This is a genomic window from Mycolicibacterium flavescens, from assembly GCF_001722335.1.
Classification (GTDB): Bacteria; Actinomycetota; Actinomycetes; order Mycobacteriales; family Mycobacteriaceae; genus Mycobacterium; species Mycobacterium flavescens.
Genome location: NZ_MIHA01000005.1, coordinates 130,462 through 154,346 on the forward strand (window position 1 = coordinate 130,462; position 23,885 = coordinate 154,346).

At 68.3% G+C, this 23,885-nt stretch carries 21 protein-coding genes; 8 read left to right on the forward strand and 13 right to left on the reverse strand.

The genetic code is table 11. The annotated features are described in order from the left end of the window. Positions 1-9: 9 nt before the first annotated feature. The 9 genes from BHQ18_RS08570 to BHQ18_RS08610 form a co-directional block, all read right to left on the reverse strand. Entirely contained in the window at positions 10-1,749 is a 1,740-nt protein-coding gene (locus BHQ18_RS08570; protein WP_069413168.1) for an alpha/beta hydrolase, read from the reverse strand. 149 nt (positions 1,750-1,898) lie between these two features. Next, complete coding sequence (locus tag BHQ18_RS08575; protein ID WP_069413169.1) at positions 1,899-4,118, reverse strand: molybdopterin-dependent oxidoreductase; 2,220 nt, start codon at positions 4,116-4,118, stop codon at positions 1,899-1,901. Between the two features lie 6 nt (positions 4,119-4,124). Continuing rightward, on the reverse strand, positions 4,125-5,204 hold the full coding sequence (locus tag BHQ18_RS08580; protein ID WP_069413170.1) for an ABC transporter ATP-binding protein: 1,080 nt from the start codon (positions 5,202-5,204) through the stop codon (positions 4,125-4,127). 186 nt (positions 5,205-5,390) lie between these two features. Continuing rightward, complete coding sequence (gene rplL, locus BHQ18_RS08585) at positions 5,391-5,783, reverse strand: 50S ribosomal protein L7/L12 (protein ID WP_069413171.1); 393 nt, start codon at positions 5,781-5,783, stop codon at positions 5,391-5,393. Between the two features lie 42 nt (positions 5,784-5,825). Then, the gene (rplJ, locus tag BHQ18_RS08590) at positions 5,826-6,353 is read right to left on the reverse strand and encodes a 50S ribosomal protein L10 (protein ID WP_069413331.1); all 528 of its coding nucleotides are present in this window, start codon (positions 6,351-6,353) and stop codon (positions 5,826-5,828) included. 336 nt (positions 6,354-6,689) lie between these two features. Beyond that, positions 6,690-7,142, reverse strand: a complete 453-nt coding sequence (locus tag BHQ18_RS08595) for an anthrone oxygenase family protein (RefSeq protein ID WP_069413172.1) — start codon at positions 7,140-7,142, stop codon at positions 6,690-6,692. A gap of 117 nt (positions 7,143-7,259) precedes the next feature. Then, positions 7,260-7,811: a DUF7158 domain-containing protein gene (locus BHQ18_RS08600; protein WP_069413173.1), complete on the reverse strand. Its 552-nt coding sequence runs from the start codon at positions 7,809-7,811 to the stop codon at positions 7,260-7,262. Next, positions 7,808-11,920, reverse strand: a complete 4,113-nt coding sequence (locus BHQ18_RS08605; protein WP_069413174.1) for a glycoside hydrolase family 38 N-terminal domain-containing protein — start codon at positions 11,918-11,920, stop codon at positions 7,808-7,810. Before BHQ18_RS08605 ends, BHQ18_RS08600 begins: the two co-directional genes overlap by 4 nt. A 90-nt stretch (positions 11,921-12,010) precedes the next feature. Beyond that, positions 12,011-12,775 (reverse strand): endonuclease/exonuclease/phosphatase family protein, encoded by a 765-nt coding sequence (locus tag BHQ18_RS08610; RefSeq protein WP_069413332.1) that lies wholly within the window; start codon positions 12,773-12,775, stop codon positions 12,011-12,013. A gap of 60 nt (positions 12,776-12,835) precedes the next feature. Between BHQ18_RS08610 and BHQ18_RS08615 the strand changes: the two genes are divergently transcribed. Then, the gene (locus BHQ18_RS08615; protein ID WP_069413175.1) at positions 12,836-13,387 is read left to right on the forward strand and encodes a nucleotidyltransferase family protein; all 552 of its coding nucleotides are present in this window, start codon (positions 12,836-12,838) and stop codon (positions 13,385-13,387) included. Here BHQ18_RS08615 and BHQ18_RS08620 read toward each other — a convergent pair. After that, a complete protein-coding gene (locus BHQ18_RS08620; RefSeq protein ID WP_069413176.1) occupies positions 13,377-14,330 on the reverse strand; it encodes a helix-turn-helix transcriptional regulator in 954 nt (317 codons plus the stop codon). The genes BHQ18_RS08615 and BHQ18_RS08620 overlap by 11 nt on opposite strands. A gap of 156 nt (positions 14,331-14,486) precedes the next feature. On the opposite strand from BHQ18_RS08620, the gene BHQ18_RS08625 reads away from it, so the two are divergent. Both BHQ18_RS08625 and BHQ18_RS08630 read left to right on the forward strand, forming a co-directional pair. After that, complete coding sequence (locus tag BHQ18_RS08625) at positions 14,487-15,020, forward strand: DinB family protein (protein ID WP_069413177.1); 534 nt, start codon at positions 14,487-14,489, stop codon at positions 15,018-15,020. Between the two features lie 2 nt (positions 15,021-15,022). After that, on the forward strand, positions 15,023-15,625 hold the full coding sequence (locus tag BHQ18_RS08630) for a DinB family protein (RefSeq protein WP_069413178.1): 603 nt from the start codon (positions 15,023-15,025) through the stop codon (positions 15,623-15,625). Here BHQ18_RS08630 and BHQ18_RS08635 read toward each other — a convergent pair. Together BHQ18_RS08635 and BHQ18_RS08640 are read right to left on the reverse strand one after the other, a co-directional pair. After that, positions 15,620-15,970 carry a hypothetical protein gene (locus tag BHQ18_RS08635; protein WP_069413179.1) on the reverse strand — a complete coding sequence of 117 codons (351 nt, stop codon included), beginning with the start codon at positions 15,968-15,970 and terminating at the stop codon, positions 15,620-15,622. The genes BHQ18_RS08630 and BHQ18_RS08635 overlap by 6 nt on opposite strands. 240 nt (positions 15,971-16,210) lie before the next feature. Beyond that, the gene (locus BHQ18_RS08640; protein ID WP_069413333.1) at positions 16,211-16,807 is read right to left on the reverse strand and encodes a TetR/AcrR family transcriptional regulator; all 597 of its coding nucleotides are present in this window, start codon (positions 16,805-16,807) and stop codon (positions 16,211-16,213) included. An 89-nt stretch (positions 16,808-16,896) separates the two neighbouring features. Between BHQ18_RS08640 and BHQ18_RS08645 the strand changes: the two genes are divergently transcribed. The 5 genes from BHQ18_RS08645 (at position 16,897) to BHQ18_RS08665 (ending at position 22,341) form a co-directional block, all read left to right on the forward strand. Continuing rightward, a complete protein-coding gene (locus BHQ18_RS08645) occupies positions 16,897-17,892 on the forward strand; it encodes an oxygenase MpaB family protein (protein WP_069413334.1) in 996 nt (331 codons plus the stop codon). A 73-nt stretch (positions 17,893-17,965) separates the two neighbouring features. Then, positions 17,966-19,321, forward strand: coding sequence for an ABC1 kinase family protein (locus BHQ18_RS08650; protein ID WP_069413180.1), 1,356 nt, complete (start codon positions 17,966-17,968; stop codon positions 19,319-19,321). Between the two features lie 3 nt (positions 19,322-19,324). Continuing rightward, complete coding sequence (locus BHQ18_RS08655) at positions 19,325-20,230, forward strand: alpha/beta fold hydrolase (RefSeq protein WP_069413181.1); 906 nt, start codon at positions 19,325-19,327, stop codon at positions 20,228-20,230. Between the two features lie 116 nt (positions 20,231-20,346). Further along, positions 20,347-21,216, forward strand: a complete 870-nt coding sequence (locus BHQ18_RS08660) for a cyclopropane mycolic acid synthase family methyltransferase (RefSeq protein ID WP_069413182.1) — start codon at positions 20,347-20,349, stop codon at positions 21,214-21,216. Positions 21,217-21,444: 228 nt separating this feature from the next. Further along, entirely contained in the window at positions 21,445-22,341 is an 897-nt protein-coding gene (locus BHQ18_RS08665) for a cyclopropane mycolic acid synthase family methyltransferase (RefSeq protein ID WP_069413183.1), read from the forward strand. A 2-nt stretch (positions 22,342-22,343) separates the two neighbouring features. Here the strand turns inward: BHQ18_RS08665 and BHQ18_RS30075 are convergent, their stop codons facing one another. After that, entirely contained in the window at positions 22,344-23,882 is a 1,539-nt protein-coding gene (locus BHQ18_RS30075; RefSeq protein WP_165614543.1) for a PE-PPE domain-containing protein, read from the reverse strand. Positions 23,883-23,885: the final 3 nt, after the last annotated feature.

Genomic DNA, 23,885 nt, shown 5'->3' on the forward strand with positions numbered 1-23,885 from the left:
GGCGCTTCATCAGGCGGCGATCGACGCCTGGCACGAGCCCGCGGTCCGCGATCCGACCGAGCTGGCGACACAATGCGGATCGAACGTGAAGATCCCGTCCATCAGCGGCACCAGCGGTTTGAGGAAGTTGAACGGGAACCACTTCGTCAGCGAGTTGGGCAGCGCCACCACCGACGCCTCTCCCCGCGGCGTCTCGAAGCTGAACTCCTCACCGGGCTCGAGGTAGATCCCCTCGTCCTGGTTGCCGGCGAACATGTCGTTGACCCAGCCGACCATCAGCATCCGCGCCGCCGCCGAGTTCTGCGGCGTCGAGAACCCGGCCACCAACTCCTGCGCGAACTGGATGATCGGGTTGCCGCCGCGCATCGCGTCGACGTGCGAGCCGCCGACCAGCGTGACCCCCACGAACGTGTCCGGCCGCGCCTCGACCAGCGCGTCGAGGCCCACCCCGAAGTTGTTCCAGAAGTACACCGGCGCCGCGAGTTGATAGATCGGGATCTCGTCCGGCACCAACCGCAGCGCGTCGGTCATCCGCTCCGGGTCGTCGAGCCCGACACCGTCGAGCAGCACCACCCCGGCCAGCCGGTCAATCGTCTCGCGCTGGACCATGTAGCCCGCGACACCCGACACCGCACCGCCGCCGAGCGAATGCCCCATCAGCACAACGCGATCCGGGATCGGCCCGGCGTAGCCGGCGGCCGCGGCGCTGTCGACCAGCGCGGTGTTGTCGGCGTCGAACAGTTTGGCCATGCCTTCGTGCATCGGGGCCGCGCCCAGCCAGCACGCGTCGGCGGCGAAGAAGTTCGACGTGATCGACGGCGCCACCACGATGCTGTTGGTCTGCTCGGCGAGCGCGGCCGCGGTGTGGCTGTACCAGGGGCCCGCGGCCAGGAAACCGTGCTGCAGATAGATCATCCGTTCGGGCGGGTTCTCCTCGGCGCCTTGGGGGATGTACCAGTCGGCCGGCACCTCGACGCCCTCGCCGTCCTCGCAGGCACAGTCGATGCGCAGCGTTGAACTGCGCACGGTCACAGTGCTGTTCGCGGGCAGGATCGGCGGCCCGCCGAACAACCGGGTCGCCACCCCGTACAGGTTGAACACCAGCGTGCCGATGAAGCGGATGATGCCGGGTATCCGCGGCGCCATCGCGGTGGCGCTGATGGCCGCCGTCGCGGGCGCCGACGCGAACGCCACCGCTTCGGCGACGGGCTCCTCGAGGTCGACGGCCGTCTCCTTGACGACCGGCTCGACCGCGGTTTCGACGACCGCCTCGACGGTGTCCTCGACCTTGACCGCCGGCTGCTCCTTCGAGCGGGTCTGGGTGGCGACGACGGCCTTCACGGCGGGGGCCGGAGCCGTCTCCTCCTCCGCGGCATCCCCCGCGTCGTCGTCGCGGTCGGATCCCTTGTCGGCGACCTTCTGGGGGTCCTTGTCCGGCGCGGGCTGCTCCTCCTCCTCGACGACCGGTTCTTCGGACTCCTCGACCGGTTCCTCCTCCGCGGGCTCTTCTTCCTCGGCCGGTTCCTCCTCTGCGACGTCGTCGACCTCCGAGTCCGGCGCATCCGTCTCCGCCGTGTCCGAATCATCCTCGCTGTCAGCGGGTTTCGCCGATTCGGAGGTGTTCGCACCGCCGGTGCCCGTCGAGCCGGTGTCGTCGGCGATCGCCGCGCCCGCCCCCGCAAGCACCGCCGCCGACATTCCCGCGGTGAGCACACCGACGCTTAACCACGTCACGCACCGGTCGACCATGACCCCTCCTGTTCGACGATTCCCGCGCGCCCGAACGTGAAAGTTTTCGCGCGCAAATTCACCTTCGAGCCACGGGGTTTGACAGGAAGATAACGCGCGTTCTCAGCCCGGCGAGGCGTTTCCAACCGCCGAAACTGAACTTATGTGCGCTATTTGCCCCGTCCGTCGCGCACAAGCTCAGTTTCGACGCGCGACACCCGCACCGGGACCCCGGTCAACCGGGCCATCCCGGCCAGGCTTTCGACGTCGTCGACCGCGCTCGACATCAGCCGGTTGACGTTCGCCCCGCCGGCGCTGTTGGCCACCCGCCACCCGGCGGTGCCCTTGTGGCCCCAGCCGTGCGGCACCGCGACCACCCCGGCCACGATGTCCTTGGTCACCACGACCGGCACCTCGATCTCGCCGTGAGGCGACACGATGCGCACCAGGTCGCCGTCGACGATGTCGGCGGCCGCGGCATCGTCGACGTGCAGCAGCGCGTGCTGCGCCCGCCCGCCGCGCATCAGCAGCGGCGCGTTGTGCATCCACGAGTTCTCCGAGCGTGCCTCGCGCATCCCGATCAGCCGCATCGGATAGCCGTCGGGGACACGACGCCGCGACAACTTGGCCACCTCCGCGGCGATCTGTGCGTGGCGCAACCGCACCCGGCCGGATCGGTAGACGACGGTGTCGGCCAGCACGCCGTCGCGCAGGTTCTCGGCCAGCACGACGCCGTGCGGGTGGTCGCGGGTCAGCTTCGCGAAGCTCAGGCCGCGGCGCAGCCCGAACCGGTCCCCACCTTCGGCGAGCCGGATCACCGCGTCGACCAGCGTCCGCGGCCGCATCCGAACATCGAACAGCGACAGCACTTTTCGGGCAGCGGTCAGTATCGCGAAGCCGGGCGAGGACCGCCACAGCCGGCCGGTCAGGTCGTCGATGATTTCCCATTCGGCGCGTGCCTGCCCGACCGGGGCGGCGACGGCCTCGGTGGCCTGTCGGAACGGTGTGGGCTGCAGAGCCTGGAACGGCAGCGGGAAGTCGTCGCGCTCGTACATCGACGTCGCGGGCAGCACGTAGTCGCAGTGCGCGAGCGTCTCGTTGACGTACAGGTCGATGCCGACCATCAGGTCCAGCGACTGCAGCGCGCGTTCGAGTTCGTCGCCGTCGGGCACCGACAGCACCGGGTTGCCCGCGCCGACGAACAGCGCCCGGATCTGCCCGCGCCCCGGCGTGGTGATCGACTTGGCCATCACCGCGGCGGGTTCGGAGCCGAGCACGGCGGGGAAGCCGCCGATGCGCGACCGTCGCCGCGCGTAGATCCCGCGTAGCAGCGCCCCGCCGGCCTTGTTCAGCCACCGCTCCCCGGGGGTGCCCAACCGGCCGAACATGGCGCCGCCGGGGACGTCGAGGTTGCCCGCGACCAGGTTCACCGCGTCGAGCAGATACGTTGTGAGAGTGCCGTTTTCACCGATACTGGTGCCGACGCGCCCGTACACCGCGGCGCGTTCGGTGCGGACCAGGTCACGGGCCAGCGCGCGCACGGTGTCCGGGGCGATGCCGGTGTGCGCCTCGGTGGTTTCCGGGCGGAACGGTCGCGCCAGGTCTTCGAGCCATCCGAGGCCGTCGGCCTGGCGTGCGATCCGGTCGCGGTCGGCGAGGTTCTCGTCGAACATCACCTGAAGCAGCGACAGCAGCAGGAACGCGTCGCTGTCGGGGACGATGCCGAGCCATTCGAACTGGGCGGCGGTCTCGGTCCTGCGCGGGTCGATCACCAGGACGCGGCCGCCGCGCTTGACGATGTCGTGCAGGCGGTCGCGGATCCGCGGGGCGGTCAGCACGCTGCCGTGCGAGATGACGGGGTTGGCGCCGATGACGACGAGCAGGTCGCTGCGCAGCACGTCGGGCACCGGCAGCGCCAGCGGCGACCCGTACAACAACTGGCTGGCCACGAAGCGGTTGTTGACGTCTTGGGAGCCCGCGGTGAACAGGTGCAGCCGCGGCAGCCCGAGCATCAGCGGGGCCATCGCGATCGTGTACGAGTAGTTGAACGCACCCGGGTTGCCGAAGTACCAGCCGACGCCGCCGGAGCCGTGTTCTCGCAGGACCACGGCCAGCCGCGAGGCGATGTCGGCCATCGCCGAGTCCCAGCTGACCGGTTCGAACCCGGACGCGGTGCGGCGCAGCGGCGTCGTGACGCGGTCGGGGTCGTTGACGACCTCGCTGAACGCGATGCCCTTCTGGCAGGCGAAGCCCGCCGACACCGGATGGTCCTTATCGGGTCGCAGCGAAACCAGCCGGCCGTCGTCGACGGTCGCGATCATGCCGCAGAGCGGCTCGCAGATCCGGCAGAACGTAGGTCTTTGGACTGCAGCCTTCAGCTCGACCGTCAGGTGCTCCTACTGCTGTGCGCGCGGGATGGCGCCGGTGGGGGCGTCGTCCTCCACGGTGCGGTGCCGAGAGGTCTCGCCCTCGGGGAACGAGCTCGCCGCGTAGGTGTTGGTGCCCTCGAGGTCGGCGCGGATGGCTTCCTGGGCGGCCGGGGGCAGGGTGTGCATGATCTCGCGCACCCGGGCCTGGCGACGAGCCACACCTTGACGCTCCGGCATACCCGGGGTGGCCTGGATCTGCGGGGGCACGCCCTCGATCTCCTCGACACCACCATCGTGGTGACCGGCGTCGAACATGGCCTGCTCCTCGGCCATCGTCGACTCGTCCTTCTCCTCCGACATACCGATCGGACCGATACGACGACCGTTGAGGAACTGGCGCACCACCGGCTCATCAGAGGTCAACAGCACCTCACGCGGGCCGAACATCACCAGATGCTTGCGGAACAACATGCCCATGTTGTCGGGCACCGTGCGCGCGATGTTGATGTTGTGGGTCACGATCAGGATCGTGCAGTCGATCTGGGCGTTGATGTCGATCAGCAGCTGCGACAGGTAGGCGGTACGCACCGGGTCCAGACCCGAGTCGGGCTCGTCGCAGAGAATGATCTGCGGGTCGAGCACCAGCGAGCGGGCCAGCCCGGCGCGCTTGCGCATACCGCCGGAGATCTCACCGGGGAACTTGTTCTCATCCCCGGCCAGACCCACCAGCTCGAGCTTTTCCATCACGATCTGACGGATCTCGGATTCCTTCTTCTTCGTGTGCTCACGAAGCGGGAACGCGGTGTTGTCGTACAGGCTCATCGACCCGAACAACGCGCCGTCCTGGAACATCACCCCGAACAGGGTGCGGATCTCGTAGAGCTCCTTGGCCGTGCACTGGATGACATCGGTGCCGTCGACGATGATCTTGCCGCGCTCAGGGCGCAGCAGACCGATCAACGACTTCAAGAACACCGACTTACCGGTACCCGAGGGGCCGAGCAGAACGCTCACCTCACCCGGAGGCAGGTCGAAGGTGACGTCCTCCCAGATTCGCTGGGGGCCGAAGGACTTCGTCAGTCCCTCAATCTGGATACCAATGCCCACGCGAGATCCTTCCGCCAATCATCGTCACAGGCCACATGCTCAACCGCTTGTGGCTTGAGTCACTGTAGCTTACGCAGTCAGGCCACGACACTTGTCTGCACTCAGATTGTGACCCATCGCGAAAATGGCCGTGGGGCCGACCCATTTGCTGGATCGACCCCACGGGTGTGGTAACGCGTGTTGCTGCTACTTGACGGTGACCGATGCGCCGGCGGCCTCGAGCTTGGCCTTGGCGTCGTCGGCAGCGGCCTTGTCGACCTTCTCCAGCAGCGGCTTGGGAGCGCCGTCGACGAGGTCCTTGGCCTCCTTGAGGCCCAGGCCGGAGACGATCTCGCGGACGACCTTGATGACGCCGATCTTCTTGTCGCCGGCACCCTCGAGGATGACGTCGAACTCCGACTGCTCCTCGGCGGCCTCGGCGGGGGCACCACCGGCGGCGGGGCCGGCGGCCGCGACGGCGACCGGGGCAGCGGCGGTGACCTCGAAGGTCTCCTCGAACTTCTTGACGAACTCGGAGAGCTCCAGCAGCGTCAGTTCCTTGAACGCGTCGAGCAGCTCGTCGGTGGACAGCTTGGCCATGGTTGGTCCTTTCCTTACTTACTTCTTGTCTGGTGGGGGTGGTTACGCGGCTTCTTCGCCGGCCTTCTTCTCCTGCAGCGCAGCAGCCAGCCGGGCGACCTGCGACGCCGGAGCGTTGAACAGGCCGGCCGCCTTGGACAGGTTCGCCTTCATCGCGCCGGCCATCTTGGCCAGCAGCACCTCGCGCGACTCCAGGTCGGCGATCTGCTCGACCTCGGCGACGCTGAGCGGGCGGCCATCCATGTAGCCGCCCTTGATGACGAGGGCCTTGTTGTCCTTGGCGAACTTCTTGATCGCCTTGGCGGCGTCGACGGCCTCGCCCGAGACGAACGCGATCGCGGTGGGGCCGACGAACAGGTCGTCGAGCCCCTCGATGCCCGCCTCCGCCGCGGCACGCTTGACCAGCGTGTTCTTGGCGACCGTGTAGGTGGCGGAGTCACCGAGCGAGCGGCGAAGGTCCCGGAGGTTGGCCACCGAGAGCCCGCGGTACTCGGTGACGAGAGTCGCCGAAGCCTCCTTGAACTGCTCGGCGATGTCGGCAACCGCGGTGGCCTTGTCAGCCTTGGCCATGCATGCCTCCTCGTGGTGGGTGACCATCGGGCGGCTGAGCAGTGGTTTCGGGGCCGGAAACGACGAACGCCCCGACGCAGACAGGTCGGGGCGCGCACGGTTGAGCGTTAGCCTCGTCCTCCTGCGTGGGCCGCCCGGAGTGATCCGGGACCTTCAACCGATTGCTCGAGCTCTTACTCTTCGCGCAAGCGCTCATCGGCGACCGACGGTCTTCGGTGGAACGCCGCCCAGACTAACCGACCCCGGCCCGATCAGCCAAAACGGAGCGCCCCCCGTTGGCGCGAGCGTGCGCGTCTGCGCAAGACACGCCGCGCATTTTCAGCAGTTTATGCACGCTCACGCCGCCGTGAGCGCGACAACCACCAGCCCGACCACCAATAACCCGAACACCGCGACCAGCAGTCCGACCCGCCGCCAGTGCAGCCGGTCCCACTGCCGCGCCAGCCCGCGGTCGACGTCGGCGCCGGAGGTCCAGCGCCCGATCCGGTTGTTGATCGGCACCATCAGCGTCACGGTCGCGATCACGACGACGGCCATCGCCAGCGCCGCGGTGACGAAGAACCAGTCGGCCCGCAGCAGCACGGCCGCCGCGATCAGCACCACCAGCGCCGCGGCGTACCAGAACGGCATCACCTTGCCCAGGACTCGGCCGCTGTCGCTGCGGGCCTGCGCGAACGCCTCGTCGGGCAGCCTGCCCAACACCGGGTTGAGGAACGCCGCGACGGCGATCTCGACGCCGACCATCGGTCCGACGATGAGCAGGGCCAGCACTGCGACGGTTGCTTCCATACCTCCGACCGTGCCCTCCGCCCTTCTCGCGAGCAGACACAGAGTCGCACAGAATTCGCCTAGAGCGTGCGATTCTCTGTCTGCTCGCGCAACAAGGGCGCAACAAAGCGTGACCCGTCAGTGCCGGTGCGTGTTGTCGGGCTGGCGCGGGTCACCGGGGTGCTCGTAGCCCGGCGCCAGGTCGACGACGGCCGCGCACCGCGCGTCGAGCCAGCGGCGGAACTCCCGACGACGCGCGGCGGCACGCAGATGCTCGGCGGCTTCACAATTGTTGAACCGCAATGGGTTTCGCGACTGATACGACGCCACCTGCGACTCAGTCACCTCGACCGCGGTGGTGACGTCGACGTACACCGCCCGCGCCAGCGGGTCCGCCAGCACCGACGCCGCCACACTGCCGATCTCCATCCGCACGGTCATGTCGGGCAACAGGTCGGCTTCGTCCGGCGCACCGTCGGCGGTCAGTCCGCGCGTCGCGGCCTCGTCGGCGAGCACCCGTTCGGTCACCGCCAACTGGGTCAGCCACCGCCGCAACTGCCGGCCCTCGCTGGTGCCCGGGCGCGGCAGCGAAGGCGCGATCCGCGACGCCCGCAACCGCGCCTCCCTGGCGTCGATCTCGGCGATGGGTACGGGCACCCCGGCCACCGTCGCGGCCACCTCGACGCTCATCGCACGGTCACCTTCACCGCCGGCGAGTACACCAGCTGCCCCGCCGCGCCGACCCGCACCAGCGCCCACCACTCGCCGGGGTCCACCCACTCCGGCGGCGCGACGTCAAACTGAAGCGAAATCGTCCCCCGCGCGGGGATTTCCGCACCAACCGCCGCCGGTCCCATCCACTCCCAGGTGCCCCACGGGGTGATCAGGTGCGCCTCAGCCGCGATGTCGGCGTGCGCGTCGGTGCCGACGGTCACGCTCAGCGACGCCGTCTCACCGGCGGCCACCTCGACCGCCTCCGGCCCGGAGACCAGGCGCAGCATGCGGTCCTCGGGCGTCGCATCGACCGCGACGACGCACACGTCCTCGACGACCTGCCGCCACGACGGCGGGATCGGATCGTGCGCACCGGTCAACGCCAGTTCGGCCCGCACCGGATACAGCCCGGGCTCAGCCCCGTCCGGTGGTGTGACGACGACGGCCGTGTCGACGTATCCGCCGGGCGGCAACATGAACGGCAGCACATTCGGTTCGGCCGTCCACCCGCGCGGGCACAGCATCCGCACCCGGCCGTGCAGCACCTCGTCGGTGCAGTCGCTGGCGACGGTGAGCCGAAGCCGAACCGCGCCATCGGCGATCACGTGCACCGGATGCAGGTGCGCGACCGCGGGCAGACCACCCAGCGGGGCCGGTCCGCGGTTGTGCAGCCAGTACCGCGCGTACAGCGGCTGCGCCTGTTCGGCGTCCGGCGCCAGCACGACGTGGTCGGCCTCGACCATCCGCGGCAGGTCCAGCCGGGTCAGTGTGGTGGCCACCTCGAAGCCCTGCAACTCCAACACGTTGCTGACCTGCACCCGCGGTTGCTCGAGCAGATCGACGCGCGCGGCCCGCACCTCCCGCAACCGCGACCTGACCAGCACATCCGTTTCCGCGCCCAGAGTTTCGACCAGGCGCATCGCCACCCCGTCGGACGGGTGGACGGCCTGGCTGCGCCCGCGGGCCAGCGGATTTCCCGCCGCCTTGAGCGCGCCGAGCCGCACCACTCCCTGCGGCTCGACCTCCAGAAGCGTTCCCACGAACGGCAGGCTGCCGCCGACGTTGCGCCGCTCGCTCACCGGTAGTAGCGGCCGTGAGAAGTCGGCGCTGAGCGCGGGCATACGCATCCGCCGCCAGTCCCCGTCGCCGCTGACCACCGCGTACTCGAAGGTGTGCGTCCAGTGCTGCAGCTGGAAGTTCGACCCGTCGGGTGCGGTGCGTCGCGGCGGGTCGATCCATGTGCCCGACGGCCATCCGGTGCACGACCGCATCAGCGAAAGATGCATCGTCCCATCGGATTCCACCGCAAAGCCGGGGATACCACGGTTGAGCACCGCGACGGTGCGGTCCTCGAAGCCGCCGATGTCCGCCGGCGCACGCTGATCAACGGTGATCTCGAAGTCCTCGAGGTCCTCAGCCACCGCCGTCACCACGTCCTCGCCCGCGATGATCAGCAGCGGCAGCGCCCGCACCCCGCGCAGATCGGCGCCGGGCACCCACACCGATTCCAGTGGAGCGGCCGGCGGCACCCACACCCGCGCCGCCCCGGTCTCGCGCAGCTGCCGGTGCAGCTCCTCGGTGTAGAGCTGAGGGGCCTCGGCGAGAACCGCTGCGGCAAAGGCGTTCTCCGTGGGCCCGCCGATCACGATGCGGGTGTCGGGCAGGTTCGAGTCGACGGTCAGGTCGCCGTAGCGCGGGCCCGTCGCCGAACTGCACGTCGCGGTGACGCCGGCGCGGGCCAGCGCGACGATCAGCGGACGCGCCAGGTGCGGCTCCGGCGCGACGACCTCGGCCACCGACACCGCGCATGTCGACGCGCCCACCCGGATCCGCGCCGGCGACGACAGCCCGAACCAGCCGTAGGCCGGATTGTCCAGTGTCCAGGGGTGTTCGGCGGAGTCGACGGCCGAGTCACCCGCGTGCAGCAGCGCGAATCCTCGTCCGATCACCGCGTCGCCGACCTCGCTGACCGGCCGCGCGCCCGGGATCGGGCAGGGCCACCGCAGCCGCAGCAGCCGGTCCTCGCCGGTGAACTCGTCGATCCTGGTCGAGCAGTCCACCCGGGCCACCTCGTCCCACAGGGTCAGGGTCTGCGTGTAGCGCAACAGATTCCCGATGCGGCCCTGCACGACGAGCTTCGATCCCAGCGGCCCCCGGTACGCCTGCACCGATGCCGGGGCCGACGACGAAACCACTACGGGGCCGCGCGGCAGCAGATGCCATGGCCCCTCCCCCGCTTCCGGGTGCGCGGGATACTCGTCGTAGACGGCCAACTCGTTGCCGACCCGCCCGCCGGCCAACAGCTCCCGGCCCGAGTCGACCAGCGAGTCGACCGCCCCGCCGCGGTCCGGGTCCACCCGCAGCCGGTACCGCGAGTTGGCGATCTCGTTGCCATCCACGGTTTCCCATCCCGACGTGCTACCCGACTCCTCGATCCGGTACGACCGCCACCCCAGCGACGGGATGTTGCGCGCCAGGAAGCTCACCGAGCGTCCGTCGACGTGCGTGGGCACCTCCGCGCCCTCGGCGTCGAGCACCCGGACCCCGCCCGACGGAATCCTGACGGTCACTACATCAGATCGCCAGTGTGCCAACGAGTTCCACACGACGATGTCACCGTCGACGGCCCCGGACATCACGGCGAGCGCGTTGTCGCGAGCGGTGCGGCCCAGTTCCCAGGCATCGCGCCAACCGGTCAGCAGGTCGAGGTACACCTGATCGGACTCGCTGCCGGTGATCGCGTCGTGGTGGGCGCCGTAGATCAGCTGTACCCACGCCTTGGCCAGCGCCGCCTGCGGATAGGTCGCACCGCCGAGCAGTCCGGCGCACACCGCGAACTTCTCGGCGTCGAGCACCGCGTCCTCGGCCGCCCGGTTGGCCTGTTTGGTGTCGATATAGGAGACGTCCTTGCCGGTGTAGATCGGGTTCATGTCGCGGGTCTGCGGCGAGGCCGCCACACCGCGCAAGTCCATCTCCGCGCGCACCGCGGCGAAGAACTCGCTGGGCAGCGCGCACACGAACCGCGGCCACGTGTAACGCCACGACCGGTGAATCTCGGTGACCCACTTGTTCGGTGGCGTGTAGTCGGTGCCGACGGGCAGTAGCACGTTTCGGGTCAGCGCCACCTTCTTCAGTGACAGGAACAGTCCGTAGGTTTCGGCTGAGGCGTCCTCCAGCGTCGGCGCCGAGTCCATCCACCAGCCCGCCGCGTAGTGCGCGGGCATGTAGTGCGTGAGCAGCCCGCGCCCCGACGGCGCGATCCACTCGAACTCGCTGGCGAACTGCATCCGCGACGGGTCACCGCCGCCGGCCATCGGGCCCCACTGGTGGTGCGGTCCGCGGGCCCACGAACTCGAGGTCAGCCCGGCGTCGGCGGCCATCCCCGGAAACTGCGGGTCGTGGCCGAACGCGTCGAGCTGCCACGCCGTGGCGGGCAGAGCGCCGAGCACGTCGCGCTGAAAACCGAAGCCGTGCACGAAGTTCCGGATTGTCGTCTCGGGACTGGTCAGGTTGGTGTTGGGCTCGTTGTAGGTGCCGCCCATGATCTCGACGCGGCCCTCGGCGATGAAGCGGCGCAGGTCGTCGCGCTCCTCGGGGTGGGTGTCCCAGAACGGTTTGAGGTAGTCGACCTCGGCGAGCACGAACTTGTATTCCGGTTCCCGACGCGCCATTTCGAGGTGCGCGCTGACCAGGTCGAAGCCGTTGGTCTGCCGGCACCGGCCCGGCGGGTCCTCGCTCCACACGCTGGTGTACGCGGCCTGGGTGTTCCACCACACCGGGTCGTAGTGGAAGTGGCTGACCATGAACATCGTCCAGCCCGGCTCGGCGACGGTGAATTCGAACGGCGTGATGTCGTCGCTGGTGACGACGCGCGCCGCCCGCCGCTGCCCGACCACCGCGCCGGCCACCACCACCGGCACCTCGACCGCCTCGGAGCCCGCGGCCGCGTGCGCATGTCCGCTCAGCCCGTCGCCGTCGACACGGACCTCGCCGCCGCCGCCGGTGAAGGCGACGCGCACGATCTGCAGCGGCGCGTCGGCCGGCCCGACGAACAGTTCCGTCGACTCCGCCGAGGTGACCCGCACGCCCCGACCCTACGTGCCGTACTCATGGTGAGAAGACGCAAAATGCCCCAATCCGCCGAAAAGTAGGTCACTTTGCGTCTGCTCGCCAGCTCACCGGACCACATCGACGACCAGCGCCCGGTGATCGCTGATCGGCAGCTCGGGCGTGCAGCAGCGCGAAACGCGCAGCGAGCGGTCGTCGGTCAGGATGTGGTCGAGCTGACGGTCGGGCGCGTCGGCGGGAAACGTGCATCCCGAGGCCAGCGGCCGCAGCCGGGTCCACCGCTGGATCGCCTGCGGCACCATGTTCAGGTCGCCCATCAGCACCCGCGGCGCCGGGAAGCCCTGCAGGTCGCGCACCAGCCGGCGCAACTGCATCCGGTTCCAGCCCGGCACGAACGACAGGTGCGTATTGGCGACGGTCATCGGCCCGAGCGGGGTGTCCAGGCAGCCGACCATCGCCGCGCGCGGTTCCTCGTCGACGATCTGCACGCGGTTGGGCCCCGGCAGATACATCGGGAACGGCACCGGAATCCGCGGCAGCCGCAGCACCTGCCACGACTCGGCGGGAAACCGCGACAGCAGCGCGATGCCGTAGGCCGCGGTGCCGGGCTGCTCGTCGCCGGTGGCGGCCATCCAGGTGGCGCCCGGTGTCCCGGAGATCGCCGCGACGAACCGGTGGCTGACCGCGCCCATCGCCTCGGCGGCCACCGCGGTCAGGTCGGCCATCCCCGAGCGCGGCTGATCCAGGTCGACCTCCTGCAGAGCCAGCACGTCGGCGTCGAGTTCGCGCACCGCCTCCACGAGCCGGTCCCGGTGAACCAGGCCGTCGCGGACGGTGCGGCCGTGCAAGATGTTGAAGGTGGCCATCCGCATCTGCATGGGTACTAGCTACCCACAATGACCGCTAGGTGATCAGTCGGCCCCGGGAGAGTAGTGGCTGCGAGAAACGATGATCTGCGCGACGCGCTCAAACGCGCCGCGTCCGCGCTGCGCGCTGCGGGCCCGGACTTCGCGTTGGCGGGCAGCTACGCGCTGTGGGTGTTCGGCGGGCCCGAACCGGTGCACGACGTCGATTTCGTCGTCGCCGAACCCGACACCGAGAAGGCCGCCGCGACGCTGGAGGAAGCCGGCTTCCGCGTCGAGCGCACGCCGGAGGACTGGTTGTTCAAGGCGTGTGTCGAGGACGACTTCGTCATCGACGTGCTGCATCGCCTCAACGGTGTCCCGGTCGACAAGGAGAAGGTCCTGGCCGCCGAGGAGCACGACGTCATGGCGATCCGGATGCGGGTGCTGCCGCCGACCGAGGTGTTGACCGAGAAGCTCAACTCGCTCAACGAACACCACTGCGACTTCGCGGCGCTGCTGCCCGGTGTGCGGGCGGTGCGCGAACAGCTGGACTGGGACCACATCCGCGAAGCCACCGCCGACAACCCGTTCGCGGCGGCGTTCCTGATGCTGGCCGACCGCCTCGAACTCACCGGCTGACGCTGCGCTGCAGCCGCACCGACACCGTCTCCACCGCCCGCACCACGTCCTCGGGTTCGAGCACCTCGAAGTCGCAGCCGACCGTCGCGAAGTAGAACACCATGCGTTCGGGGTCGTCGGCGCCGGTGGTGACGACGCACGCGTCGGGGCCGTCCGGTTCGATGCTCACCGATGCAGGTGAGAAGTGTTGCGCAACAACACTTTGCGGGGCGTGGAATCGGACCCGCGCGACATACGGGTACGGCGAGCTGCTGATCGCGCGCTGCACGTAGGTGGCCGCGTCGGGCGCCTCGCGCGGGGTGAACGTGCTGCCGGCGGCGCGCACGTCGGCCATCCGGTCCAGCCTCAGGCTGCGCCAGTCGGACTTGTCGCGGTCGTACGCCAGCAGGTACCAGCGCCGCCCGGTGGTGACCAGTTGGTACGGCTCGAGACGACGGTGGGTGGCGTTGCCGCGGATGTCGACGTAGTCGGCGGTGACGTGCTCGTGGTCGCGGCACGCGCGGGCCAGGGTCATCAGCACATCGGGGGCGACGGGGGTGTCCGACGACGAGGCGAGGCTGACGGTCGAGTCGTGCACCGCGGCGACCTGTGAGCGCAGCCGCGACGGCATCACCTGGTCGAGCTTGCTCAGCGCCCGCAGCGCCGACTCGCCGACCCCGGCGATCGTCCCGCCCGCCGCCAGCCGCAGGCAGACCGCCATCGCGACGGCCTCGTCGGGGTCGAGCAGCAGCGGCGGCAGTGCCGCGCCCGCGCCGAGTTGGTAGCCGCCGCCGTGGCCCTTGCTGGCGTGCACGGGATAGCCGAGGTCGCGCAGGCGTTCGACGTCGCGGCGCACGCTGCGGGTGGTCACCACGAGCCGCTCGGCGAGCTCGTCGCTGGTCCACACCCGGCGGCTCTGCAGCAGCCCGAGCAGCTGCAGCACCCGGCTGGTGGTCTCCGACATCCGCCCAGCGTGTCACAGTTTTAGGACAGTTTCTGTCCGCTGTTGGCGACTTTTTCCAGCTGGCGTGCGCCGTGCCGGTACAGCGCCCACCGGCGAGTCATGCATCCATCTAGTCATAGGACCGAAACTGTCCTATAGCCCTGCGAAGCTCAGAGCATGAGCACAACAATCACCAACGAGCTCGCCGAGCAGAGCGACTTCCACTGGACGAGGTTCCTGCGGCCGCGGTTCCAGGGGCTCACCGACGACGAGTACTTCTGGGAGCCGGTGCCGAACTGCTGGACCGTGCACCGCGACGGGTCGATCGACTTCGCCGACCCCGAACCGCAGCCGCCGCCGTTCACCACAATCGCCTGGCGCATGGCCCACCTCATCGTCGGTGTGTTCGCGATGCGCAACCACAGCCATTTCGGCGCGCCGCCCGCCGACTACCAGAGTTGGTCCTACGCCACCGACGCCGCGACCGCGCTGCGCCAACTCGACGAGCAGTACCAGACCTGGATCGACGGCGTGCGGGGACTGTCGGCCGATGATCTCAATCGGCCGTGCGGACCGGCCGAGGGCCCCTACGCTGACTATCCGATGATCGCGCTGGTCCTGCACATCAACCGCGAGTTCATTCACCACGGAGCCGAAATCGCTTGCATCCGAGACCTTTACACCCACACCACCAACCGAGAGGGACATTAACCATGCCAGGAATGCCGCCGCCGGCCGCCGACGAACGCCAGACGCTGATCGAGTTTCTGGCTTTCCAGCAGAATGCGTTCTTCTCGGTGGCGTACGGGTTGACCGACGAGCAGGCGCGCTCGACGCCGTCGGTGAGCGCGCTGTCGATCGGCGGGTTGGTCAAGCACGCCGCCGGCGTGCAGAAGGGCTGGACCGAGCGGATGGCTGCGGCGCCGGACTTCCCGCCCAAGGACGAGCGCCCGATGGACGAGATCATGGCCGAGTACGCCGACCAGTATGTGATGCGCGACGACGAGACCCTCGCCGGCCTGCTCGACGCGCTGCGGGCACAGAACGAGCTGACGCTGCAGACGCTTCGCGAAGCCGACCTCACGACGCCGGTGCCGGTGCCGCACGAGGTGCCGTGGTTCCCCCACGACATCGACCACTGGGACGTCCGATGGGCCGCGATGCATCTGATCGAGGAGCTCTGCCGGCACGCCGGCCACGCCGACATCATCCGCGAATCCATCGACCGCGCAACGATGTACGAGTTGATGGCCGCCAGCGAGGAGTGGCCGGAGACCGACTTCATCAAGCGGTGGCGCCCCGCTGTGGTGTCATAGCTCGTCGCCGCACAGTCGGTCCCAGAACGAGCGGAGGTCGCCGTCGACCGCCATCGCGGCGGCCTCCTCGCGCAGGTCGAGCGCGTGCTGGTGGATGTAGTGCTCGGTGGAGCGCGGCATTGCGCCTGGCCCGTAGTGGCCGCGCCGGAGACGACGGACCCGGCCGCGCCGGACCTCCCACCGCAGGGCGTCGGACACCGTCTTCGAGGGCCGGCCCGCGACCGTGAACAAGTGGTAGTCGAGTAGCTCGAGCAGCGCGTCGACACTGCTCGGCCCGTGCACCGCGAGATACGTCGTCAACACATGGCGTAGCTCGGTGCCGCGCAACACCTTCCGTTGCGTCATACCTCGAAGGTCGCATCCCGGACCGACACAAACGGCGTCGCCGGGGCCGGCCCTGTGGACAACTCGGCCCCGCCGGCAACCCCGCCCCACCGGCCACCCGCGCGTCCTCCGGGAGGTATGTGCTCTCTCTGCCAGCCTCGGAGCGACAAAGTCGCTCACCTACTACCGGCCGTCGCAACTTCAGCGACAATGTCGCGCAGAGGCTGGCACAGAAACAGGTACTACCCCCGGTGCACACGCCTACCGCAGCCACTGCCGCACCGCGTGGTCAACGACGACGGACAAGTCCGTCCCCAACCGCCCCGCCAGCCACTGCTGGGCGAGTTCGGCCATCGCGCCGGTGTACATCGCCGCACCGACTTGCGTCGCGACCGGATCGGAGTCCGGGTGCAACCGCCCCTCCTCGGTCAACACGCTCTCACGCAGCAGGTCCTGCGTCGCGGCTCGGCGCGCGGCCAGCACCGGGTTGGACCGGGCGTCGGTGAACAACACGCGCCCACGACGCGGATCCTCCGAACTGAATCCCAGCACCGCCGCGATCCCGGCCCGCGTCCGCGCGCGCAGCGAATCCGGCGCCGACGTCATCGCCTCGTCGACCGCCGCGGCCAGCGCGGCACTGACCTCGTCGTAGACCGCCCCGAGTAATTCGTCGGTGTCGGCGAAGCTCTCGTAGAAGTAGCGGGTGTTCAGCCCGCACGCGCGGCACACCGACCGCACCGACAGCGCCGCTTCCCCACCGTCGCCGAACAACTGGAACGCCGCGTCGATCAACCGGGCGCGCCGCTCGGCGCGCCGATCCGTCAAAGGCACTCCGGCCCAGCGCGTGGGACTCGACACCCCCACAGCGTAGACAAGTCTGGTCACATACGTGACCAAAATGTATTCTGGTGACAACCGTGACCAAAGTTCGCGAAAGGGCGACCGTGATCCTGCTGCCGCATCAGTTCATCGGCGAGTTCCTCAACCAGCGCTTCGACAAGGACGTCCGGCGCAACTACTTCAAAGGCATGGAGTTCGCCGCCCCGGTCGGCGACCCCGGCTGGTTCGGGCCCGGCAGCGCGGTCTGGCACGTGCACTCGCACATGCAGTCGCTGATCTTCGGTCTGCAGTGCGCGGCGTTCATGGAGCGCCTCGACCCGTCGATCTTCTGGATGGGCATGCACCACTCGCGGCTGGTCAAGCGCGACGACAATGGCGTCGCCGTCCCGGAGATCGATCCCAAGGGCGCGGTCGTGCGCCTGGGCCACTCGATCGCGTTCTTCATCGGTACCGCCTACGGGTCCACCGAGACCGCCGAGCGCCTGGCGCTGACCGTCCGCTCCATGCACCACACCATCAAGGGCACCCGCCCCGACGGCGCCCGCTACGACGCCGACGACCCCGACTGGCTGCGCTGGAACTACGCCACCGTGGTGTGGGGCCTGGCCACCGCCCACGAGCTGTACCATCCGAACCCGTTGCGCGGCAAGAAGATCGATCAGTACTACCGCGAGTTCATCCGCGTCGGCCACGCCCTGGGCGGCACCGACCTGCCCGAGACCAAGGCCGAGGTCGCCGAGTGCCTCGAGTCGTATCTACCCAAGCTCGCCGTCACCCACGGCACCGCGGTGGCCACCGGACCCGAGCTGCCGATGGCGCAGGCGGCGATCAACTGGGCCATCCGCGACACCATGCCGCGCTGGGCCAAGCAGTTGATCCAGCACAAGGACCCCAACATCGTCGAGCGCACCGCCCGCCGCGCGGCCGTGTGGAGCGTCATCAACGGCCTGCACCTCGCACAGGGCCCGATCCCCGAGTTCCGGCAGGCCCAGGCCCGGGTGAAGTCCGGCACGACGGTCAAGCACACGCTGCCGGCGTACCGTCTGGGTGACGACCCCGTGCGCAGCCGCGACGAGGTCGAGCGCGCGTTCGCCGACGCCTGAGCCTGCAGAAATACAGTTTCGGCGCACCGCCGCGATTGGCCGCGACACCGTCGACTTTGAGAGACTGCAACCTATGAGTGCCACGCGAAAGACGCAGCACCGCGACATCGCCAGGCTGGACCGGGTCCCGCTTCCGGTCGAGGCCGCGCGCGTCGGAGCGACGGGTTGGCAGGTCACCCGCACCGGAGCGCGGGTTCTGGGCAACATCACCGGTCGCGGTTCGCTGCAGCAGAAGATCCTCAAGCAGGTCCCCCAGACGTTCGCCGACCTGGGGCCCACCTACGTCAAGTTCGGCCAGATCATCGCGTCGAGCCCCGGCGCGTTCGGCGAGCAGCTGTCCAAGGAGTTCCGCGGACTGCTCGACCGGGTGCCGCCGGCCGACGCCAAAGAGGTGCACAAGCTGTTCCTCGAGGAACTCGGTGACGAGCCCTCGAAGCTGTTCAAGAGCTTCGACACCAGGCCGTTCGCCAGCGCGTCGATCGCGCAGGTGCACTACGCGACGCTGCACAGCGGCGAAGAGGTCGTCGTCAAGATCCAGCGTCCGGGCATCCGCAGACGAGTCGCCGCCGACCTGCAGATCCTCAAACGCGGCGCACGCCTGGTCGAATTCGCCAAGCTCGGCCAGCGCCTGTCCGCCCAGGACGTCGTCGCCGACTTCGCCGACAACCTGGCCGAAGAACTCGACTTCCGGCTCGAGGCGCAGTCGATGGACGCCTGGGTGTCGCACATGCACGCCTCGCCGCTGGGCAAGAACATCCGGGTGCCGCAGGTCTACTGGGATCTCACCAGCGAGAAGGTCCTGACGATGGAACGCATCCAGGGCACCCGCATCGACGACGTCGCCGCGATCCGCAAGAAGGGCTTCGACGGCACCGAACTGGTCAAGGCCCTGCTGTTCAGCGTCTTCGAGGGCGGTCTGCGCCACGGCCTGTTCCACGGCGACCTGCACGCCGGCAACCTCTACGTCGACGACGACGGCAAGATCGTGTTCTTCGACTTCGGCATCATGGGCCGCATCGACCCGCGCACCCGCTGGCTCCTGCGCGAACTCGTGTATGCGCTGCTGGTCAAGAAGGACCACGCCGCCGCGGGCAAGATCGTCGTGCTGATGGGCGCCGTCGGCACCATGAAGCCCGAGGACGAGGCCGCCAAGGACCTGGAGAAGTTCGCCACCCCGCTGACCATGTCGACGCTGGGCGACATGAGCTACGCCGAGATCGGCAAGCAACTGTCGACGCTGGCCGAGGCCTACGACGTCAAGCTGCCGCGTGAGCTTGTCCTGATCGGGAAACAGTTCCTCTACGTCGAGCGTTACATGAAGTTGTTGGCGCCGAAGTGGCAGATGATGAACGACCCGCAGCTGACCGGGTACTTTGCCAACTTCATGGTCGAGGTCAGCCGAGAACACAAGGACGAACTGGAGGTCTGAGCAGTGGATGTGCGGGAAGGTAAAGCCCCGTCCGGAGATCTGAACATCCACTACGAGGACATCGGCGATCCCGACGCCCCAGCGGTCCTGCTGATCATGGGTCTGGGCGCGCAGCTCGTGTACTGGCGCGACGGCTTCTGCCAGAAACTCGTCGACCAGGGCTACCGGGTGATCCGCTTCGACAACCGTGACGTCGGCCTGTCCAGCCACCTCGACGGGCAGCGCACCAAGGGCTCGCAGATCGGCAACATGGTGCGCTCGGTGCTGGGCATCAAGAGCCCGGCGGTCTACACGCTCGAAGACATGGCCGACGACGCCGCCGCGGTGCTCGACCACCTGAACGTCGACACCGCGCACATCGTCGGCGGGTCGATGGGCGGGATGATCGCGCAGATCTTCGCCGCCCGCCACGCGCGTCGCACCAAGACGCTGGGCGTCATCTTCTCGTCGAACAACCGCGCCTTCCTGCCGCCGCCCGGCCCGCGCCAACTGCTGGCCGTGGTCACCGGGCCGGCGCCGGACTCTCCGCGCGAGGTGATCATCGAGAACTCGATCCGGGTCAGCAAGCTGATCGGCAGCCCGGGCTTTCCCGTCGACGACGAGACGCTGCGCGCGGACGCCGTCGCGTTCTACGAACGCTCCTACTACCCGCAGGGCATCGCGCGGCAGTTCAACGCGATCACCGGCAGCGGCAGCCTGCTGCACTACAACCGGCAGACCACCGCGCCGACGGTGGTGATCCACGGCAAGGCCGACAAGCTGATGCGCCCGTCGGGCGGCATATCGATTGCCAAAGCAATCCCCAACGCGCGGTTGGCGCTGTTCGACGGCATGGGCCACGAGCTGCCCGAATCGCTGTGGGACGACGTCATTGGCGAATTGAAGAGCAACTTCTCCGCCATCGCGTAAGAATTTCGCCGGTTTCTGACTGCCCGGGTAGGGCGTATCGTCGAGCCGAGTGCTTCAGGGCTTGCAGCTGTCATTGGCGACGCCGAGCTACTGATCCGCCCACGAAAGGCACCGACATGGCTTCCCGCCGCAATTTGAAACCGCATTTCGACGACGTACAGGCCCACTACGACCTGTCCGACGACTTCTTCCGCCTCTGGCTCGACCCGTCGCAGACCTACAGCTGCGCGTACTTCGAGCGCGACGACATGACGCTCGAGGAGGCGCAGCAGGCGAAGGTCGACCTGGCGCTCGGCAAGCTGGGTCTGCAGCCGGGGATGACGCTGCTCGACATCGGCTGCGGCTGGGGTTCGACGCTGCTGCGGGCGCTGGAGCGCTACGACGTCAACGTCATCGGCCTGACGCTCAGCGAGAACCAGTTCGCGCACGTCCAGGAGCGGTTCGCCGCCAACGACAGCCCGCGGGAGAAGCGGGTGCTGCTGCAGGGCTGGGAGCAGTTCGACGAACCGGTCGACCGGATCGTGTCGATCGGCGCGTTCGAGCATTTCGGCAAGGACCGCTGGGACGATTTCTTCGCGATGGCGCACCGGGTGCTGCCCGACGACGGCGTGATGCTGCTGCACACGATCACCGCGCTGACGCTGCCGCAGATGGCCGAGCGCAAGATGCCGCTGACGTTCTCGGTGGCCCGGTTCGTGAAGTTCATCCTCACCGAGATCTTCCCCGGCGGATATCTGCCGACGATCGAACTGGTCGGTGAGCACGCCGAGAAGGCCGGTTTCACGTTGACCCGCCGCCAGTCGCTGCAACCGCACTACGCGCGCACGCTGGACTGCTGGGCCGAGGCGCTCGAGGCGCACCGCGACGAGGCCATCGCCGTGCAGTCCGAAGAGGTCTACGACCGCTACATGCACTACCTGACCGGATGCGCGAACGGTTTCCGCGTCGGCTACATTGACGTGAACCAGTTCACGCTGCAGAAATAGGCGTTGACAGCCCATTCCCCGCCTGGTCAAACAGCGGCCGGCCGGGGAAGTCCGCACGTTTCGGGGGCGTACTGGAAGTCGAGGCACACGCGTCGGGTAAAGACCGCCGGAGTGGCGAACCCGCGAATTAGGGTCAAGCTCTGAGCGACGGCTAGGGTGTACGACCAGACCATCAGGTGACGAACCGTGAGCGGCTCGCGTCATTGGGAAAGGCCAATCAGGGGAAATATGTCTGACAACTCCACCGGCACGAAAGACCTGCGGCCCCACTTCGAGGACATCCAGGCGCACTACGACCTTTCCGACGACTTCTTCGGCGTGTTCCAGGATCCGACTCGCAAGTACAGCTGCGCGTACTTCACCGGTCCGGACGTCACGCTGTCGGAGGCACAGATCGCCAACGTCGACCAGCACCTCGACAAGCTCGACCTCAAGCCCGGCATGACGCTGCTCGAGGTCGGCTGCGGCTGGGGTTTGACGCTGCAGCGCGCGATGGAGAAGTACGACGTCAACGTCATCGGCCTGACGCTGAGCAAGAACCAGCAGGCCTACTGCAACGAGCTGCTGGGCAAGGTCGACACCGAGCGCACGTTCGACGTCCGGTTGGAGGGTTGGGAGCAGTTCCACTCCCCCGTCGACCGCATTGTGTCGATCGAGGCGTTCGAGCACTTCGGTTTCGAGCGCTACGACGACTTCTTCAAGACCTGCTACGACATCCTGCCCGAGGACGGCCGGATGACCATTCAGAGCAGCGTCGGCTACCACCCGTACGACCTGGCCGCGCGCGGTAAGAAGCTGACCTTCGAGATGGCCCGCTTCATCAAGTTCATGATCACCGAGATCTTCCCGGGTGGGCGGCTGCCGACCACGCAGATGATGATCGAGCACGGCGAGAAGGCCGGCTTCCAGGTGCCCGAGGCGATCTCGCTGCGCAACCACTACATCAAGACGCTCGGTATCTGGGCCGACCGCCTCGAGCGCAACAAGGACGCCGCGATCGCGGCCACCGACGAGGAGAATTACCACCGCTACATGCGGTACCTCAAGGGCTGCCAGTACTACTTCATCGACGAGGGCATCGACGTCAGCCTGGTCACCTACCTGAAGCCGGCCATCGCCGCCTGACGTTAGGCCGCCGCTTTGTCGGCGGGGTCCGTGTCGGCGGTGTCGTCAGCGCCGGCGTCGTCGGCCTTTGTGTCAACGTCGTTCGTGTCGACGTCGTCCTCGGCGCCGATGTCTTCGGTGTCGTTGTCCGTGACGTCCTCGTCCTCGACGCCCTCGGGATCGGTGATGACATCGTCCCCGACTTCCTCGTCCCCGACTTCCTCGTCCACGACCTCGTCGTCCACGGCCTCGTCGTCCTCAGTACCGTCGACGTCGTCGTCCTTGGCGCCGTCGTCGCCGGTCAGCCCGTCGTCCTTCACGCCGTCATCGGTACCCTCGTCGACGCTCTCCGGCACGGGTTCGGGCTTCGGCGGCTCGCCGGTGATCTCGGCGGAGCGGCCGGAGCGCTGCGACGACGTGGCCGCCAGCGTCTCGACCTCCTCGGCCGGAATGGCGATCGTCGCGCCGCCGTTGATGGCGTCCGAAATGCCTTGCACCACAGCCACAGCCAGGTCGACGCCGACCTTGAGCCAGTTGGTGGTCGGGCTGAACGGCAAGATCGACAGCCAGCGGGTCTGGCCGGGGTCGCCGCTCCAGTTGTAGGCCAGGTCGATGAGCACCTTGGCCGCCGGGCTGGTCAGGTCGACGAGCGGTTTGACGAACGGGCGCAGCGGTTCGGGCACCGCCGACATGATCAGGTTCATCATCGGCAGGCTCTTGGCCGGGATCATGTAGTACTTGTTGTCGAATTCGTCGACGCGGCAGTACGCGCCGGGGCACCCGGAGGCGAGGATGTCGGCCAGCTCCGTGTCGTCGTACCCGTAGGCCATCGGATCGTTGGGGCCTTTGCCGTTCGGCGTCAGGTAGTAGCCGTGCACGTTGTCGAACGCCGCGAACGCGTTGAACAACGCCAGCGGGTTGCCCCAGTACAGCGGCGCGTACATCACCGGGTCGTACTGGAAGCCGATGGTCGTCATCTCCACACCGAGGTCGGTCGGCGTCGCGGGCCCGAAGGTGATGTTGAGGAACGGGATCGTCGGCAGGAAACCCAGCCGGGTGAACAGCCCGCCGTCGGGGTTGTAGGCGTTGCCGATCATCACCACCGAGTTGATCTTGTCGAGCAGGTCGGGGTTGTCCTTGGCGATGCGCCGCAGCGTGTTCGACACCACCGCGCCGCCCTGTGAGTAGCCGAAGAGGGTGAACCCCTCGGGGTCTTCCATGGTGTCCAGCGCGGTGTAGAGGTGGTCGACGCCGATGCCCACCGAGGTGTTCCAGGTCTCGCAGCGCCCGGGTTCGCACCAGCCGGGGAAGATGACCAGCGGGAAAAACGATGCGGGATAGTTGATTCCGTCGAGCACGCACGTCGCGTCGTCGCAGTTGGAGAACGGTGCGATATACCGGGTCTGCGCGTTCTGCTTGAACTTGTCGACCACGTTCGCGTCCGGGGTTCCGGTGCCGGGCACGATCAGCGCGGTGGCCGCCAGGCTCACTGCCGACAGCAGCGCCGCGACGACGCCCAGCACCGCGGTGCTCAGCAGGCTCAGGAAGAAAAGTACGATCACGCG